The following is a 15,197-nucleotide window of genomic DNA, read 5'->3' as shown; positions in this document are numbered from 1 at the left end:
CGGTCACAGCTCAGGGGCGGGCGGCAGGTCCTCCGTACGGAGTGCGAGCCGCCCGCCCTCGACGTCCACCGTCACCCGGCCGCCCTCGGCGATCCGGCCGTCCAGGAGCAGCCGGGACAGCTGGTTGTCGACCTCGCGCTGGATGGTGCGGCGCAGCGGCCGGGCGCCGTACTCCGGCTGGTAGCCGCGCTCGGCGAGCCAGTCGACGGCCGGGTCGGTGAACTCGACGGAGATGCCCTGTGCGTGCAGCAACCGGCGGGTGCGCTCCAGCAGCAGGTTGGTGATCCGCCGCAGCTGATCGGCGGTGAGCTGCCGGAAGACGACGATCTCGTCGATGCGGTTGAGGAACTCGGGCCGGAAGTGCTCCCGCAGCGGCCGCAGGATCTGCTCGCGCCGTGCCTCCTCGTCCGCCTCCGCGCCGCCCGGCCCGAACCCGATGCCCGCCCCGCGCCGGGTGATCGCCTCGGAGCCGAGGTTGCTGGTCATGACGATGACGGTGTTGGTGAAGTCGACCGTGCGGCCCTGGGAGTCGGTCAGCCGTCCGTCGTCCAGGACCTGGAGGAGGATGTTGAAGACGTCCGGGTGCGCCTTCTCCACCTCGTCGAGGAGCAGCAGCGAGTACGGGTGCCTGCGCACGACCTCGGTGAGCTGGCCGGCCTCCTCGTGGCCCACGTACCCGGGCGGGGCGCCGACCAGCCGGCTGACCGTGTGCCGCTCCTGGTACTCGCTCATGTCCAGGCGGACCATGCGCTCCTCGCTGCCGAACAGGACCTCCGCCAGCGCCCGCGCCAGCTCGGTCTTGCCGACACCGGTCGGGCCGAGGAAGAGGAAGCTGCCGATGGGCCGGTCCGGGCTCGCGAGTCCGGCGCGCGACCGCATCACCGCGTCGGCGACCACCCGGACCGCCTCCTCCTGGCCGACCACCCGCTCGTGCAGGTGCTCCTCCAGGCCGAGCAGCCGGTCCTTCTCCTCCTCGGTGAGACTGCTGATCGGAATCCCGGTCTGCCGGGACACCACTTCGGCGATGGCCTCCGCCGTCACCTCCAGGTGCTGCCCCTCGTCGGCCGCGCCGCCACCGCCGGCGGCCTCCTCGATCCGCTTCTTCAACTCGGCCATACGGTCGCGCAGTTGCATGGCCTGTTCGTACTGCTCGTCCGCGACCGCCTGGTCCTTGTCCCGGCCGAGCTGCTCGAGCTCGTGCTCCATGGCCCTGACGTCGGTGCCCTTGGTCCGCGCCCGCAGCCGTACCCGCGCCCCGGCCTGGTCGATCAGGTCGATCGCCTTGTCCGGCAGCCGGCGGTCGCTGAGGTAGCGGTCGGACAGCTCGACGGCGGCCACGAGGGCCTCGTCGGTGTAGCGGACCTGGTGGTGGGCCTCGTAGCGGTCGCGCAGTCCGCGCAGGATGTCGATCGCGTCCGTGGGGGTGGGCTCCGGCACCAGGATCGGCTGGAAACGCCGGGCCAGCGCCGCGTCCTTCTCGATCCGGCGGAACTCCTCCAGGGTGGTCGCGCCCACGATGTGCAACTCGCCGCGCGCCAGGGCCGGCTTGAGGATGTTGCCGGCGTCCAGGGACCCGCCCTCGCCGCCGCCTCCGGCGCCCACGACGGTGTGCAACTCGTCGATGAAGACGATCAGTTGGTCGGAGTGGTCGCGGATCTCGCCGACGATGTTGTTCAGCCGCTCCTCGAAGTCGCCCCGGTAGCGGGTGCCCGCGACCACACCGGTCAGGTCCAGGGCGACCACCCGCCGCCCGATGAGCACGTCCGGCACGTCGCCCTCGGAGATGCGCTGGGCGAGCCCCTCCACAATGGCGGTCTTGCCGACACCCGCGTCACCGATGAGCACCGGGTTGTTCTTGCCGCGCCGGGAGAGCACCTCGATGGTCTGCTCGATCTCCTCGTCCCGCCCGATCACCGGGTCGATACGGCCCTGCCGGGCCAGGTCGGTGAGATCGCGGCCGTACTTGTCCAAGGTGGGCGTGCCGGTGGAGCGCGGCCGTTCGCTGCGGACCTGCCCGCCGTCCGACGCCGCCTCGGGCGGCAGACCCGAGGGCGTGAAGCGGGCCGAGTTGAGGATGTGCCCGGCCGCCGAGTCCGGGTTCGCGGCGAGGGCGCTGAGCACGTGCTCGGGGCCGATGTAGCCGGCGCCGCGGGCCCGGGCCAGGTCGTGCGCGTCCAGCAGGGCGCGCTTGGCGGCCGGCGTCAGGGACAGCGAGGTCGGCGGCGGTACCTCGCCCGGCGGGTGCTGGACCGGGCCGGACCGCTCGTCGATCTCCGTGGCGAGGGAGTCGGGGTCCGCGCCGGCCCGGCTGAGCAGACTCCTGGTCGGTTCGGCGGACAGCGCGGCCCGCAGGAGATGCTGGGTGTCCAGGTCCCTGCTGCCGTGTTCGGCGGCGTACTGGGCGGCGCCCCGCACCAGTTCCCGGGCGGGCTGACTGAGCAGCCGCCCGATGTCGATCTGGCGGGGACCGGGGCGCGGTCCGCCGAAGAAGCGGGCGAGGAATTCTCCGAAGGGGTCGTAGCCTTCTGAGCCGGTGAAGCCGCTGGTCATGGCGTTCCCATCCGGCGTCCCTGCGGGGCCCGGGACGCCCTCGCTGATCGACGTGCCGGGGTCGGGTAACCCGTGTGGCAGTCGGTTACACCCCGGGACGCACGCTCGTAGAACACCTTCGCACGAAGGACGGGAGGGGGCACCTTCAGAGAACCCTGGGGGGCTCTCTGAAGGGTGCCCCGCCGCTCAGCGTGCCGTCAGGATCCGCGGCCCCGCGTCCGTGATCGCCACCGTGTGCTCCACGTGGGCCGCGCGCGAACCGTCGTTCGTCTTCAGGGTCCAGCCGTCCGGTGCCTCGTGGTAGCCGTCCGTGCCGCCGTCGATGAGCATGGGTTCCAGGGCGAGGACCATGCCGTGCCGCAGCGGGAAACCGCGGCCGGGGCGGCCCTCGTTGGGAACCGGCGGGTCCTCGTGCATGCGGCGGCCGATGCCGTGGCCGCCGAAGTCGGCCATGATGCCGTAGCCCGCCGCCCGGCACACCGTGCCGATCGCGTGCGCGATGTCGCCGATGCGGTTTCCGACGACGGAGGCCTCGATGCCCGCCGCCAGGGCCCGCTCGGCCGTCTCGATCAGGCGGAGGTCGGCCGGGCGGGGCCTGCCGACCACGAAGCTGATCGCCGAGTCACCGGCCCAGCCGCCCAGTTCCGCACCGCAGTCGATGGAGACGAGGTCGCCGTCGCGCAGCCGGTAGGCGGTCGGGATGCCGTGCACGATCGCGTCGTTCACCGAGGCGCAGATGACGGCCGGGAACGGCGTGGTCGCGAACGAGGGCCGGTAGCCGAGGAAGGGCGAGCCGGCGCCCGCCGCGCGCAGCACGTCGTGCGCCACCTCGTCCAGCTCCAGCAGGGAAACGCCGACGTCAGCGGCCTGTCGTACGGCCGTCAGGGCTCGGCCGACGACTTGGCCGGCCTCGTACATGGCGTCGATGGATGTGTCCGTCTTCAGCTCTACCATGCCAATTACTATACCGGTATTACAATGACGGTATGGTACGCACCCCTCTCACCCCCGAAGAGCGCGAACGCGGCGAACGGCTCGGCCGGCTGCTGCGCGAGGCCCGCGGCGGTCGCAGCATGACGGAGGTCGCGGCCAGTGCCGGAATCTCCGCGGAGACCCTCCGCAAGATCGAGACCGGCCGCGCGCCGACCCCGGCGTTCTTCACGGTGGCCGCGCTCGCCCGCGCGCTCGCCCTGTCGATGGACGAGCTGGCGGGACTGTGCGCGCCGGCGGCCGTATAGCGCCACGGCAACGGGCTTCTCGGGCAGTCTCCGCGCAACGGTCAAGATCGCGCAATGAGGGTCATGCACTGCCCCGGAAAACTGCCTGTAGCTGTCCTGTAACACGACTGGTGTTGCCTACGGACCGGAGTGCTCCGGTCTGGCGGGAGTTGGGCGATGACTCTGGATCAACTCCCGGCCCGAGTGCGGGAGTTCGCGAACTACCTGGACGGTCTGCTGGCACGCCTGGACCAGGGCGCCGGCTGGTGCGGCGTGTTCTGGCAACGGGACCCCGACGGGATGCAGGCCTGCCTCGACGGGCGTGAGATACCGCCCTGGGACGTCGTCGAGGCGCTCCTCCAGGACCTCGCCACGGAATACGGCCCCGCCGTCGCCGCGTCGGAGGCGGACCGCGCCCGCCCCCTGCACGCCGCCGCACTCGTCGCCCACGACGCCCGCCCCGGCGGCCGGGACGCCCTCGGTGACCGCTTCGACGTCATGCTCCGCGAACAGCGCTACGCCGCCGAACGACAGGCCGAACTGGGCCGGTTCCTCGCCTCCGCCACCACCCAGCAGGAGGCCGACGCGATCCGCCTCGACCTCGCCTGGGCCCGCGACGACCACGAACGCGCGACCCGCCGCTGCGCCGAACTCCGGGCGCGCATGGACGACCTGGACCGGCGGTCGGTGGGCGGCCAGGCGGAGGAGATCCGCCGCGGGCGGACTTCGCAGGGCGCCACCGTGTTCCGCCTCGACGACGGCGACACGGGGGCGGAGGAGCGCGGGGGACGCGGGGGGTACGGCTCGCCATCGGCCGGTCGTGACGGGTACGGCACCTCTTCGGACGGTCGTGGCGCCTACGGCGCGGATTCGGGCGGGCGTGACGAGTACGCCGCGCGATCGGACGGCCGTGACGAACACGCCCCGCGTTCGGTCGGCCGGGACGGGTACGGCACCTCGTCGGGCGGTCGTGGCGCGCGCGGTGCGCTCTCGGACGGCCGTGACGAACACGCCCCGCGTTCCGACGGCCGGGACGGGTACGGCTCCTCGTCGGGCGGTCGTGGCGCTCGCGGTGCGCTCTCGGACGGGCGTGACGAGTACGCCGCGCGTTCGGTCGGCCGGGACGGGTACGGCTCCTCGTCGGGCGGTCGTGGCGCGCGCGGTGCGCTCTCGGACGGGCGTGACGAGTACGCCGCGCGTTCCGACGGCCGGGACGGGTACGGCTCCTCGTCGGGCGGTCGTGGCGCGCAGGGCACGGGTTCCCGTGATGCGTACCGTGACGAGTACGCCGCGTCTTCCGACGGCCGGCATGCGTACGGCGCGCCCTCGGACGGTCGTGACCCGTACGGCACGCGCCCGGACGGGCGTCACGAGTACACGGAGCCCACGGACCCGCGAAACACCTACGCCGAGTCCTCGGACGGGCGCGATGCCCCGTACGGCGCCGGTTTCCCCCGCATGCCGCAGCAGCGCCACGCGCCGGACGCCTCCGCCACCGCGGCGGACAGCGAGTACGCCGAGTTCGACCGCCGGCCCGCCACCCCGGAACAGCCGGCCCCCGCCCCGCAGGAGCAGCCCGCCCCCACCTCCAAACAACGCAAGCGGCGCCGCGGCAGTGCCCGCTTCGCCGGGGTGGACGAGGAGGGGGCCGCCCCCGTCGTCGTACCGCCGGCCGTCGTACCGGACCTGCCCGTCGCGCCCGTCGCCACCCGCCGCACCCTGCGCGGGGCCCGGTACGCCGGGGCCGCGGAGACGGACGCGCGGCCGGAGCCGCAGACCGCCGAGCCGTCGGACGCGGCGGCGGCCCGGCGCGAGAGTGCCGGGGCCGTGGAGCGGCTGGTGCGGCTGCGCGGTGAGGGCCGTAGCGGCGAGGCGCACGCCCTGCTCGCCGAGATCGCGTACTGGCCCGCCGTCCGCTACCCGCTGCTCGCCGCCGAGATGCAGCGCGCCGGGCTCGGCGCGGACTGGGCGACCCTGCTGTGGGAGACCGCCTCACTGCCGCCCGACCGGCTCGTGGCCGTGTCCGACGCCCTGGTCGCCGCGGGGCGCGGCAACGACGGCGAGCAGGTCCTGCGGCAGGGCGTGGTGCGGCCCGCCGGCGAGATCGGACAGGCCGTGCTCGCGCTGGTCACCGAGGGCCACCGCCGCGAGGCCCGCGCGCTCCTGGACGCGTACGTCCGCGTCCGCAGCGCCGAGGAGGCCGCCCGCAGCGTCGAGCCGGACCCGCAGACCCTCGCCCCGCTTCTGCTGGAGGCGGCCCGGGGTGCCTCGGACGAGCTCCACCGGGATCTGGTCCACGCGTTGCGGGTCGCCGGACACACCGCCTGAGACGGACCGAAGCCCCTGGCCGTCGGCCCGGTCACTCACCCACAGGGGTGTGAAACCCGATCGACTCAGCGGGTTAACGACGATGGTCTTGGCAAGGCCGCCGGGGAGGCTTACGTTCGTGCCTCTACGGCCTGTGTCTACGGGCGTAGAGGCTCTGAGGTCCCGTCGAAGGAGCAGCTCATGGCCAACGTCGTACGCGCCGCCCTGGTCCAGGCCACCTGGACCGGCGACACCGAGTCCATGGTGGCGAAACACGAGGAGCACGCCCGCGAGGCGGCCCGCCAGGGTGCCAAGATCATCGGCTTCCAGGAAGTCTTCAACGCCCCCTACTTCTGTCAGGTCCAGGACCCCGAGCACTACCGCTGGGCCGAACCGGTGCCCGACGGGCCGACCACCCGTCGTATGCAAGAGCTCGCCCGCGAGACCGGCATGGTGATCGTCGTCCCGGTGTTCGAGATCGAGCAGTCGGGCTTCTACTACAACACCGCGGCCGTGATCGACGCCGACGGCACCTTCCTCGGCAAGTACCGCAAGCACCACATCCCGCAGGTCAAGGGGTTCTGGGAGAAGTACTACTTCAAGCCGGGGAACATCGGCTGGCCGGTCTTCGACACCGCCGTCGGCAAGGTCGGCGTCTACATCTGCTACGACCGCCACTTCCCCGAGGGCTGGCGGCAGCTGGGCCTGAACGGCGCCCAGCTCGTCTACAACCCCTCCGCCACCCACCGCGGACTCTCCAACTACCTCTGGCGCCTCGAACAGCCCGCCGCCGCCGTCGCCAACGAGTACTTCATCGCCGCGATCAACCGGGTCGGCGTCGAGGAGTACGGCGACAACGACTTCTACGGGACGAGCTACTTCGTCGACCCGCGCGGACAGTTCGTGGGGGAGACGGCCAGCGACAAGGAGGAGGAGCTCATCGTCCGCGACCTCGACTTCGACCTCATCGAGGAAGTGCGCCAGCAGTGGGCGTTCTACCGCGACCGCCGTCCCGACGCCTACGAGGGGCTGGTGCAGCCGTGACCAAGGACCTGCTGGGCCGCCACCGGTCCGTCCTGCCCGACTGGCTCGCCCTCTACTACGAGGACCCGCTGGAGATCACCCACGGCGAGGGCCGGTACGTCTGGGACGCCGAGGGCAACAAGTACCTCGACTTCTTCGGCGGCATCCTGACGACGATGACCGCGCACGCCCTGCCCGAGGTCACCAAGGCGGTGAGCGAGCAGGCCGGGCGGATCGTCCACTCGTCCACGCTCTACCTCAACCGGCCGATGGTCGAACTCGCCGAGCGCATCGCCAAGCTGAGCGCCATCCCGGACGCCCGCGTCTTCTTCACCACCTCCGGCACCGAGGCCAACGACACCGCCCTGATGCTGGCGACGACGTACCGCCGCAGCAACACGGTCCTGGCGATGCGCAACAGCTACCACGGCCGCTCCTTCAGCTCGGTCGGCATCACCGGCAACCGCGGCTGGTCGCCCACCTCGCTCTCCCCGCTCCAGACGCTGTACGTCCACGGAGGCGTGCGCACGCGCGGACCGTACGCCTCGCTCAGTGACGACGACTTCATCGCGGCCTGCGTCGAGGACCTGACCGACCTGCTCGGCCACACCCGCCCGCCCGCCGCCCTGATCGCCGAACCCATCCAGGGCGTCGGCGGCTTCACCTCGCCGCCGGACGGCCTGTACGCGGCCTTCCGCGAGGTGCTCCAGGAGCGCGGCATCCTGTGGATCGCCGACGAGGTGCAGACCGGCTGGGGCCGCACCGGCGAGCACTTCTGGGGCTGGCAGGCCCACGCTCAGAACGGTCCGCCCGACATCCTCACCTTCGCCAAGGGCATCGGCAACGGCATGTCCATCGGCGGCGTCGTCGCCCGCGGCGAGATCATGAACTGCCTGGACGCCAACAGCATTTCGACGTTCGGCGGCACCCAGATCACCATGGCGGCGGGCCTCGCGAACCTGACGTACCTCCTGGAGCACGACCTCCAGGGCAACGCCCGGCGCGTCGGCGGACTGCTCATCGAGCGGCTGCGGGCCGCCGCCGCACAGGTGCCGGCCGTACGGGAGGTGCGCGGGCGCGGGCTGATGCTCGGCATCGAGCTGGTCAAACCCGGCACCGACGAGGCCGACCCGGCGGCCGCGTCCGCCGTGCTCGAAGCGGCCCGCGTGGGCGGGCTGCTCATCGGCAAGGGCGGCGGCCACAACACCAGTGCCCTGCGGGTCGCGCCACCCCTGTCCCTGACCGTCGCGGAGGCCGAGGAGGGCGCCGCGATCCTCGAAGACGCTCTGAGGAGCATCCAGTAGCAGCACTCTGAACAAGGGAAACGCCGCCATGACCACCACCTCCAAGACCTGGGGTCCGACCGAGCCGGCCCTGTCGGTGCGGCAGGTCCTCGGCCTGGAACGGGTCCTCGCCGGGGAGCCCGAGGTGGTGGCCGGGGCGAGTCAGCTCGACCGGGCCGTGCGCTGGGTGCACGTCGCCGAGGCCGCCGACGTCGGCGTGATGCTCAGCGGCGGCGAGATGGTCCTCACCACCGGGGTGCTGCTCGCCGGCGACGAGGGCGCGCAGGCCGAGTACATCCAGTCCCTGCACCGCGCGGAGGCCGCGGCCGTCGTCCTGGGCCTGGGACGGGCGTTCCCCGCGCCGCCGGACGTGATGCGGCGGGCGGCCGAGCGGTGCGGGCTGCCCATGGTGGTCCTGCATCGGCCCTTCCCCTTCGCGGAGTTGACGGAGGAGGTCCAGTCCCGGCTGGTGCGGCGGAAGTTCGCCGCCGTCAGTTTCTCCGAGTCCGTGCGGACCGCGCTCACCGGACTCATCACCGCGGACGCTCCGCTGCAACGCCTGCTCGACGAGGTCGCCCAGCACAGCGGCTGTCCCGTCGTCGTCACCAACCTCGCCCACCGCGTCCTCGCCACGGCGGGGGAGCGGCCGGCCGTGGACGACGTGCTGCGCGACTGGGAGCGCATCGCCCGCCAGGCCGGCGGCAACGAGGTCGACGGCTGGATCCGCGCGGAGCTGGCCGGGCGGGGCGAGCGCTGGGGCCGGATCACGCTGTGCGGCTACCGCGGCGACACCGCCACCGGGCGGCTGCTCGCCGACCGGGCCGCCGAGGCCCTCGTGCTGCACCGCATGCTCGGCGGCAACTCCGCGCACACCTGGGAGGAGCAGTCCGCGCAGAGCCTGCTCACCGACCTCGTCAGCGGGGTCGTACCGGCCCGGCAGCTGCTGCCCCGGGCTCGCGCGGCCGGACTGCCCGTCAACCGGCGCACCTTCGTCCCGCTCGTCGTACGCGACGGCGAACCGGACCAACTCGACCGGGTTCTCCGGATGTTGGGGATGCCCGGACTGGTCGCCGAGCTGGCCGACGGAGCCGTGGCCGTCCTGCTGAGCCTCGCCCGCGACCAGGACGCGACGGCCCTCGCGGCCCACTTCGCGGCCCGGCTGCGGACCGAGTCCGGGTCGTCCAAGGCCGTGGTCGCGGCCGCCGACGAGCGCACCGTCTGGGACGACGTCCCCGCCGGGCTGCGCGAGGCTCAGCACGTCGCCGACGCCGTGGCCGACTCCTCGGCCGTCCTGGACCTCCCGGCCGTCGTCCGCCTCAAGGACGTACACCTGCGCGGCCTGATCCGGCTGCTGCGCGACGACCCGCATGTGCAGTCCTTCGCGGAGCGCGAGCTGGACGGGCTGCTGTGCGGGGCCGGCGAGGACCTGCTCGCCGTCCTGCGCACCTATCTCGCCAGCGGCCGCAACAAGTCCCGCACCGCCCAGCTCCACCACGTCTCCCGGCCGGCGCTGTACCGCCGGCTGGAGGCGATACAGGGCCGGCTCGGTGTCGACCTCGACGACTTCGAGCAGGCCGCCTCGGTGCACATCGCGCTCCTCGCACACGACGCGCAACAGGGCTGAAACATGCGACGACCTGGGAAAACGGCGGTGAAACATGGGCCCACGACAGGGTGACACGGTGACACGCCGCGGGCCCGCAGACGTGACAGCGTGCAACTCAAACCAGCCCCCACGACTTCCTAGGCTCGCCGCACACCGAGTCACCGGAGGTCCCGATGAGCACAGTGATCCGAGCCGCCCTCTTCCAGACCGCCTGGACGGGCGACAAGGAGTCGATGATCCAGGTGCACGAGCAGGCGGCCCGCGACGCGGCCGCGCAGGGTGCCCAAGTGCTGTGCTTCCAGGAGCTGTTCTACGGACCGTACTTCTGCCAGGTCCAGGACAAGGCGTTCTACGAGTACGCCGAGCAGATCCCGAACGGCCCGATCGTCAAGCGCTTCCAGGCGCTCGCCAAGGAACTGGGCCTCGTCCTCATCCTGCCGATGTACGAGGAGGAGCAGCCCGGCGTCCTCTACAACACGGCCGCCGTGATCGACGCGGACGGCTCGTACCTCGGCAAGTACCGCAAGCACCACATCCCGCAGGTGCCGGGCTTCTGGGAGAAGTTCTACTTCCGTCCCGGCAACAGCGGCTGGCCGATCTTCGACACCGCCGTGGGCAGGATCGGTGTCTACATCTGCTACGACCGCCACTTCCCCGAGGGCTGGCGCGCGCTGGGGCTGGAGGGCGCCGAGATCGTCTTCAACCCGTCGGCCACCTCGCGCGGCCTGTCGTCCTACCTGTGGCAGCTGGAGCAGCCGGCCGCGGCCGCCGCCAACGAGTACTTCGTCGGCGCGATCAACCGGGTCGGCGTCGAGGAGTTGGGCGACAACGACTTCTACGGGACGTCGTACTTCGTCGACCCGGAGGCCCAGTTCGTCGGCGAGGTGGCCAGCGACAAGGAGACGGAACTGGTCGTCCGCGACCTGGACCTGGCCAAGCTGCGCGAGGTCCGCGACCGCTGGCAGTTCTACCGCGACCGCCGTCCCGACGCCTACGGCCCGCTGACCGCTCCGTAACCGGGCCGGGCACGTTTGCCGGTCCGGCGCACGGGGGGCCGGACCGGCGGCACCGACCGACCCGCACCACACCAGTGTTGAACACGGCAGGAGAGGGATCATGAGCAGCCGTACCGTCATCCGCGGTGGCCTGGTCGTCACCGCGTCCGACGAGATCCACGCCGACGTCCTGATCGAGGACGGCCGCATCGCCGCCCTGGCCGCCTCCGGCACCTCCGCCGCCGAGGCCTGGACGGCCGAGCGCACCATCGACGCCACCGGGAAGTACGTCATCCCGGGCGGCGTCGACGCCCACACCCACATGGAGCTGCCGTTCGGCGGCACCTTCGCCTCCGACACCTTCGAGACCGGCACCCGGGCCGCCGCCTGGGGCGGTACGACGACCATCGTCGACTTCGCCGTGCAGAGCGTGGGCCATTCGCTGCGCGAGGGGCTCGACGCCTGGCACGCCAAGGCCGAGGGCAACTGCGCCATCGACTACGGCTTCCACATGATCGTCTCCGACGTGAACCAGGACACGCTCAAGGAGATGGACCTGCTGGTGGAGGAGGGCGTGACCTCCTTCAAGCAGTTCATGGCCTACCCCGGCGTCTTCTACAGCGACGACGGCCAGATCCTGCGCGCCATGCAGCGCTCCGCCGAGAACGGCGGCCTGATCATGATGCACGCCGAGAACGGCATCGCGATCGACGTCCTCGTCGAGCAGGCGCTGGCCCGCGGCGAGACCGACCCCCGCTACCACGGGGAGGTGCGCAAGGCGCTGCTCGAAGCCGAGGCCACCCACCGCGCCATCAAGCTCGCGCAGGTCGCCGGGGCGCCCCTGTACGTCGTGCACGTCTCGGCGATGGAGGCGGTCGCCGAGCTGGCCAGGGCGCGTGACGAGGGCCTGAACGTCTTCGGCGAGACCTGCCCGCAGTACCTGTTCCTGTCCACGGACAACCTCGCCGAGCCCGACTTCGAGGGCTCGAAGTACGTGTGCTCGACGCCGCTGCGGCCCAAGGAGCACCAGGCCCACCTCTGGAAGGGCCTGCGCACCAACGACCTCCAGGTGGTCTCCACCGACCACTGCCCCTTCTGCTTCGTGGGCCAGAAGGAGCTCGGCCGGGGCGACTTCTCGAAGATCCCCAACGGCCTTCCGGGCGTCGAGAACCGCATGGACCTGCTCCACCAGGCCGTCGTCGACGGGCACATCTCGCGCCGCCGATGGATCGAGATCGCCTGCGCGACCCCGGCCCGGATGTTCGGCATGTACCCGAAGAAGGGCACCATCGCCCCCGGCGCCGACGCGGACGTCGTCATCTACGACCCGCACGCCGAGCAGATCGTCTCCGCCGAGACGCACCACATGAACGTCGACTACTCGGCGTACGAGGGCAAGTGCCTCACCGGCCGCGTCGAGACCGTCCTCTCGCGCGGCGAACTCGTCATCACCGAGCGGGAGTACACCGGGCACGCCGGGCACGGCGTCTACACCCCCCGCTCCACCTGTCAGTACCTCAACTAGGAGTGGCGCCCATGGACTTCGGACTCGTCCTGCAGACCGACCCGCCGGCCTCGAAGGTCATCAGCCTGATGAAGCGGGCCGAACGCAACGGCTTCACCTACGGCTGGACCTTTGACTCCGCCGTGCTGTGGCAGGAGCCGTTCGTGATCTACAGCCAGATCCTCTCCAACACCAGCAAGCTCAAGGTCGGCCCGATGGTCACCAACCCGGGCACCCGCACCTGGGAGGTCACCGCCTCCACCTTCGCCACCCTCAACGACATGTTCGGCAACCGCACGGTCTGCGGCATCGGCCGCGGCGACTCCGCCATGCGCGTCGCCGGCCGCACCCCGAACACGCTCGCCCGGATCAGCGAGGCCATGAAGGTCATCCGGGCACTCGGCTCCGGCAAGGAGGCGGACCTCGGCGGTACGGTCATCAGGTTCCCCTGGATCAAGGAGGACGCCGAACTCCCCGTCTGGATGGCCGCGTACGGCCCCAAGGCGCTGAAGATGACCGGCGAGGAGGCCGACGGGTTCATCCTCCAGCTGGCCGACCTCTACCTCACCGAGTACATGGTGAAGGCGGTCAAGGACGCGGCCGTCGCCGCCGGACGTGACCCGTCCGAGGTGAAGATCTGCGTCGCCGCCCCCGCCTACGTCACCGAGGACGACTCGCCCGAGGCGCTCGCCCACGCCCGCGAGCAGTGCCGCTGGTTCGGCGGGATGGTCGGCAACCACGTCGCCGACCTGGTCTCCAAGTACGGCGAGCACTCCGCCGCCGTCCCCGACGAACTCACCGACTACATCAAGGCGCGCGAGGGGTATGACTACTCCCACCACGGACGCGCCGACAACCCCGACACCCAGTTCGTGCCCGACGAGATCGTCGACCGGTTCTGCGTCATCGGCCCTGTCGAGAAGCACATCGAGAAGCTGAACGCACTGCGTGAGCTGGGCGTCGACCAGTTCGCGGTCTACGACATGCACGACGCGCAGGAGGCCACCATCGACGCGTACGGGTCGACGGTGATCCCGGCCCTCAACGGCTGACCGCAACTCCGCTCTCCCCATCCCCCCACTCCTGTTCTCCCCTCCCCACCGTCCCGTTTCGGGGAGGGGGCCGGAGCCCGCACGGCCTTTCCGGATCCGCCCCTCGTTTGATTGGCCTGCCCATGACCGACACCGCTCCCACGGCCATACCGCCGTCCACCCAAGTCACCCTCGCCGACGGCCGGGTGGAGCTCGCCCCGGGCAGCCCCGCCCCGAGCGGCCGCTACGCCAACGAGGACCTGCTGCCGGTTCCGGTGGAGAAGCGCACCTGGACCACGTACAACTTCTCCGCCCTGTGGGTCGGCATGGCCCACAACACGGCCTCCTGGACCCTGGCCTCCGGTCTGATCGCCGTCGGCATGGACTGGAAGCAGGCGGTGTTCACCATCGCCCTGGCCAACGTGATCGTGCTGGTGCCGATGCTGCTCACCGGGCACGCGGGACCGAAGTACGGCATCCCCTTCCCGGTCTTCGCCCGCGCCTCCTTCGGCATCCGCGGCGCCAACCTCCCCGCTGTCGTACGGGCGTTGGTCGCGTGCGGCTGGTTCGGCATCCAGACCTGGATCGGCGGCGAGGCGATCTACTTCCTCGCCGGCAAGCTGATCGGCAACGGCTGGAGCGACGCCGGACAGTTCGGCGGCTATCCCTGGACGATGTGGCTGTCGTTCGCGATCTTCTGGGCGATCCAGGTCGCGATCATCTACCGGGGCATGGAGACGATCCGCCGCTTCGAGAACTGGGCGGCGCCCTTCGTGCTGGTCGGCGCCTTCGTGATGCTGATCTGGATGAGCAACAAGGCGGGCGGTTTCGGTCCGCTGCTCGACCAGCCCTCCAAGCTGGGCTGGGGCGGCGACTTCTGGAAGTTGTTCTGGCCGTCCCTCATGGGCATGATCGGCTTCTGGTCCACTTTGTCCCTGAACATCCCGGACTTCACGCGTTACGGCAAGAGTCAGAAGTCCCAGATGTGGGGCCAGGCGCTCGGTCTGCCGACCACCATGACGCTCTTCGCGCTGCTGTCGGTGATGGTCACCTCCGGTTCGCAGGCCGTGTACGGCGAGACGATCTGGAACCCGGTGGAGCTCGCCGCCAAGACGGACAACGTCGTGGGCCTGCTGTTCGCGCTGGTCACCGTGCTGGTGGCGACCTTGTCCGTGAACATCGCGGCCAACCTGGTCTCGCCGGCCTTCGACTTCTCCAACATCGCGCCCCGCAAGATCACCTTCCGGGCCGGTGCGCTCGCCACCTGCGTCCTCGGCGTACTGATCTTCCCGTGGAAGCTGTACTCCGACCCGCAGGGCTACATCTTCACCTGGCTCGGCCTGGTCGGCGGTCTGCTCGGCACGGTCGCCGGCATCCTCATCGCCGACTACTGGATCCTGCGCCGCGGCAAGCTCGACCTGACCGACCTGTACCGCGCGGGCGGCCGCTACTGGTACGACGGCGGCTGGAACTGGCGGGCCGTCGTCGCCTTCGTCACCGGCGGTGTCCTCGCCATCGGCGGCGCCAGCTTCAAGCCGCTGATCGACGGGCGCCCCATCCCGGCACTCGAGCCGCTGGCCGACTACGGCTGGGCGGTGGGCCTGGGCACGTCGATGGTGCTGTACGTGGTGCTGATGCTGGCCCGTGGAAGGGACCGCCTCGAGGCGTGACGCCGAAGGCA

The 15,197-nt window shown here is 71.3% G+C and carries 11 protein-coding genes; 9 read left to right on the top strand and 2 right to left on the bottom strand.

Annotation, left to right across the window (positions count from 1 at the left end):
- Positions 1–3 precede the first annotated feature (3 nt).
- Both OG252_RS11765 and map read right to left on the bottom strand, forming a co-directional pair.
- Positions 4–2,550 carry an ATP-dependent Clp protease ATP-binding subunit gene (locus tag OG252_RS11765; RefSeq protein ID WP_266449897.1) on the bottom strand — a complete coding sequence of 849 codons (2,547 nt, stop codon included), beginning with the start codon at positions 2,548–2,550 and terminating at the stop codon, positions 4–6.
- A 186-nt stretch (positions 2,551–2,736) separates the two neighbouring features.
- Complete coding sequence (map, locus tag OG252_RS11760) at positions 2,737–3,504, bottom strand: type I methionyl aminopeptidase (protein WP_266449898.1); 768 nt, start codon at positions 3,502–3,504, stop codon at positions 2,737–2,739.
- A gap of 32 nt (positions 3,505–3,536) precedes the next feature.
- Here map and OG252_RS11755 point away from each other — a divergent pair, with 32 nt between their 5' ends.
- From OG252_RS11755 to OG252_RS11715, 9 genes are all read left to right on the top strand, one after another.
- Complete coding sequence (locus OG252_RS11755) at positions 3,537–3,788, top strand: helix-turn-helix domain-containing protein (RefSeq protein WP_266449899.1); 252 nt, start codon at positions 3,537–3,539, stop codon at positions 3,786–3,788.
- Positions 3,789–3,944: 156 nt separating this feature from the next.
- The gene (locus OG252_RS11750) at positions 3,945–6,095 is read left to right on the top strand and encodes a hypothetical protein (RefSeq protein WP_266449900.1); all 2,151 of its coding nucleotides are present in this window, start codon (positions 3,945–3,947) and stop codon (positions 6,093–6,095) included.
- Between the two features lie 180 nt (positions 6,096–6,275).
- Entirely contained in the window at positions 6,276–7,118 is an 843-nt protein-coding gene (locus OG252_RS11745) for a nitrilase-related carbon-nitrogen hydrolase (protein WP_329335760.1), read from the top strand.
- Entirely contained in the window at positions 7,115–8,401 is a 1,287-nt protein-coding gene (locus tag OG252_RS11740) for an aspartate aminotransferase family protein (protein WP_266449902.1), read from the top strand. Before OG252_RS11745 ends, OG252_RS11740 begins: the two co-directional genes overlap by 4 nt.
- A gap of 28 nt (positions 8,402–8,429) precedes the next feature.
- A complete protein-coding gene (locus tag OG252_RS11735) occupies positions 8,430–10,004 on the top strand; it encodes a PucR family transcriptional regulator (protein ID WP_329335758.1) in 1,575 nt (524 codons plus the stop codon).
- A gap of 155 nt (positions 10,005–10,159) precedes the next feature.
- Positions 10,160–11,002, top strand: a complete 843-nt coding sequence (locus OG252_RS11730; protein WP_266449904.1) for a nitrilase-related carbon-nitrogen hydrolase — start codon at positions 10,160–10,162, stop codon at positions 11,000–11,002.
- Positions 11,003–11,102: 100 nt separating this feature from the next.
- Positions 11,103–12,506: a dihydropyrimidinase gene (gene hydA / locus OG252_RS11725; RefSeq protein ID WP_329335756.1), complete on the top strand. Its 1,404-nt coding sequence runs from the start codon at positions 11,103–11,105 to the stop codon at positions 12,504–12,506.
- Positions 12,507–12,517: 11 nt separating this feature from the next.
- Positions 12,518–13,537, top strand: a complete 1,020-nt coding sequence (locus OG252_RS11720; RefSeq protein WP_266449906.1) for a TIGR03842 family LLM class F420-dependent oxidoreductase — start codon at positions 12,518–12,520, stop codon at positions 13,535–13,537.
- Between the two features lie 122 nt (positions 13,538–13,659).
- A complete protein-coding gene (locus OG252_RS11715; protein WP_266449907.1) occupies positions 13,660–15,186 on the top strand; it encodes an NCS1 family nucleobase:cation symporter-1 in 1,527 nt (508 codons plus the stop codon).
- Positions 15,187–15,197: the final 11 nt, after the last annotated feature.

Source organism: Streptomyces sp. NBC_01352 (assembly GCF_036237295.1).
Classification (GTDB): domain Bacteria; phylum Actinomycetota; class Actinomycetes; order Streptomycetales; family Streptomycetaceae; genus Streptomyces; species Streptomyces plumbiresistens.
This window is presented reverse-complemented; position numbering and strand designations above follow the sequence as displayed.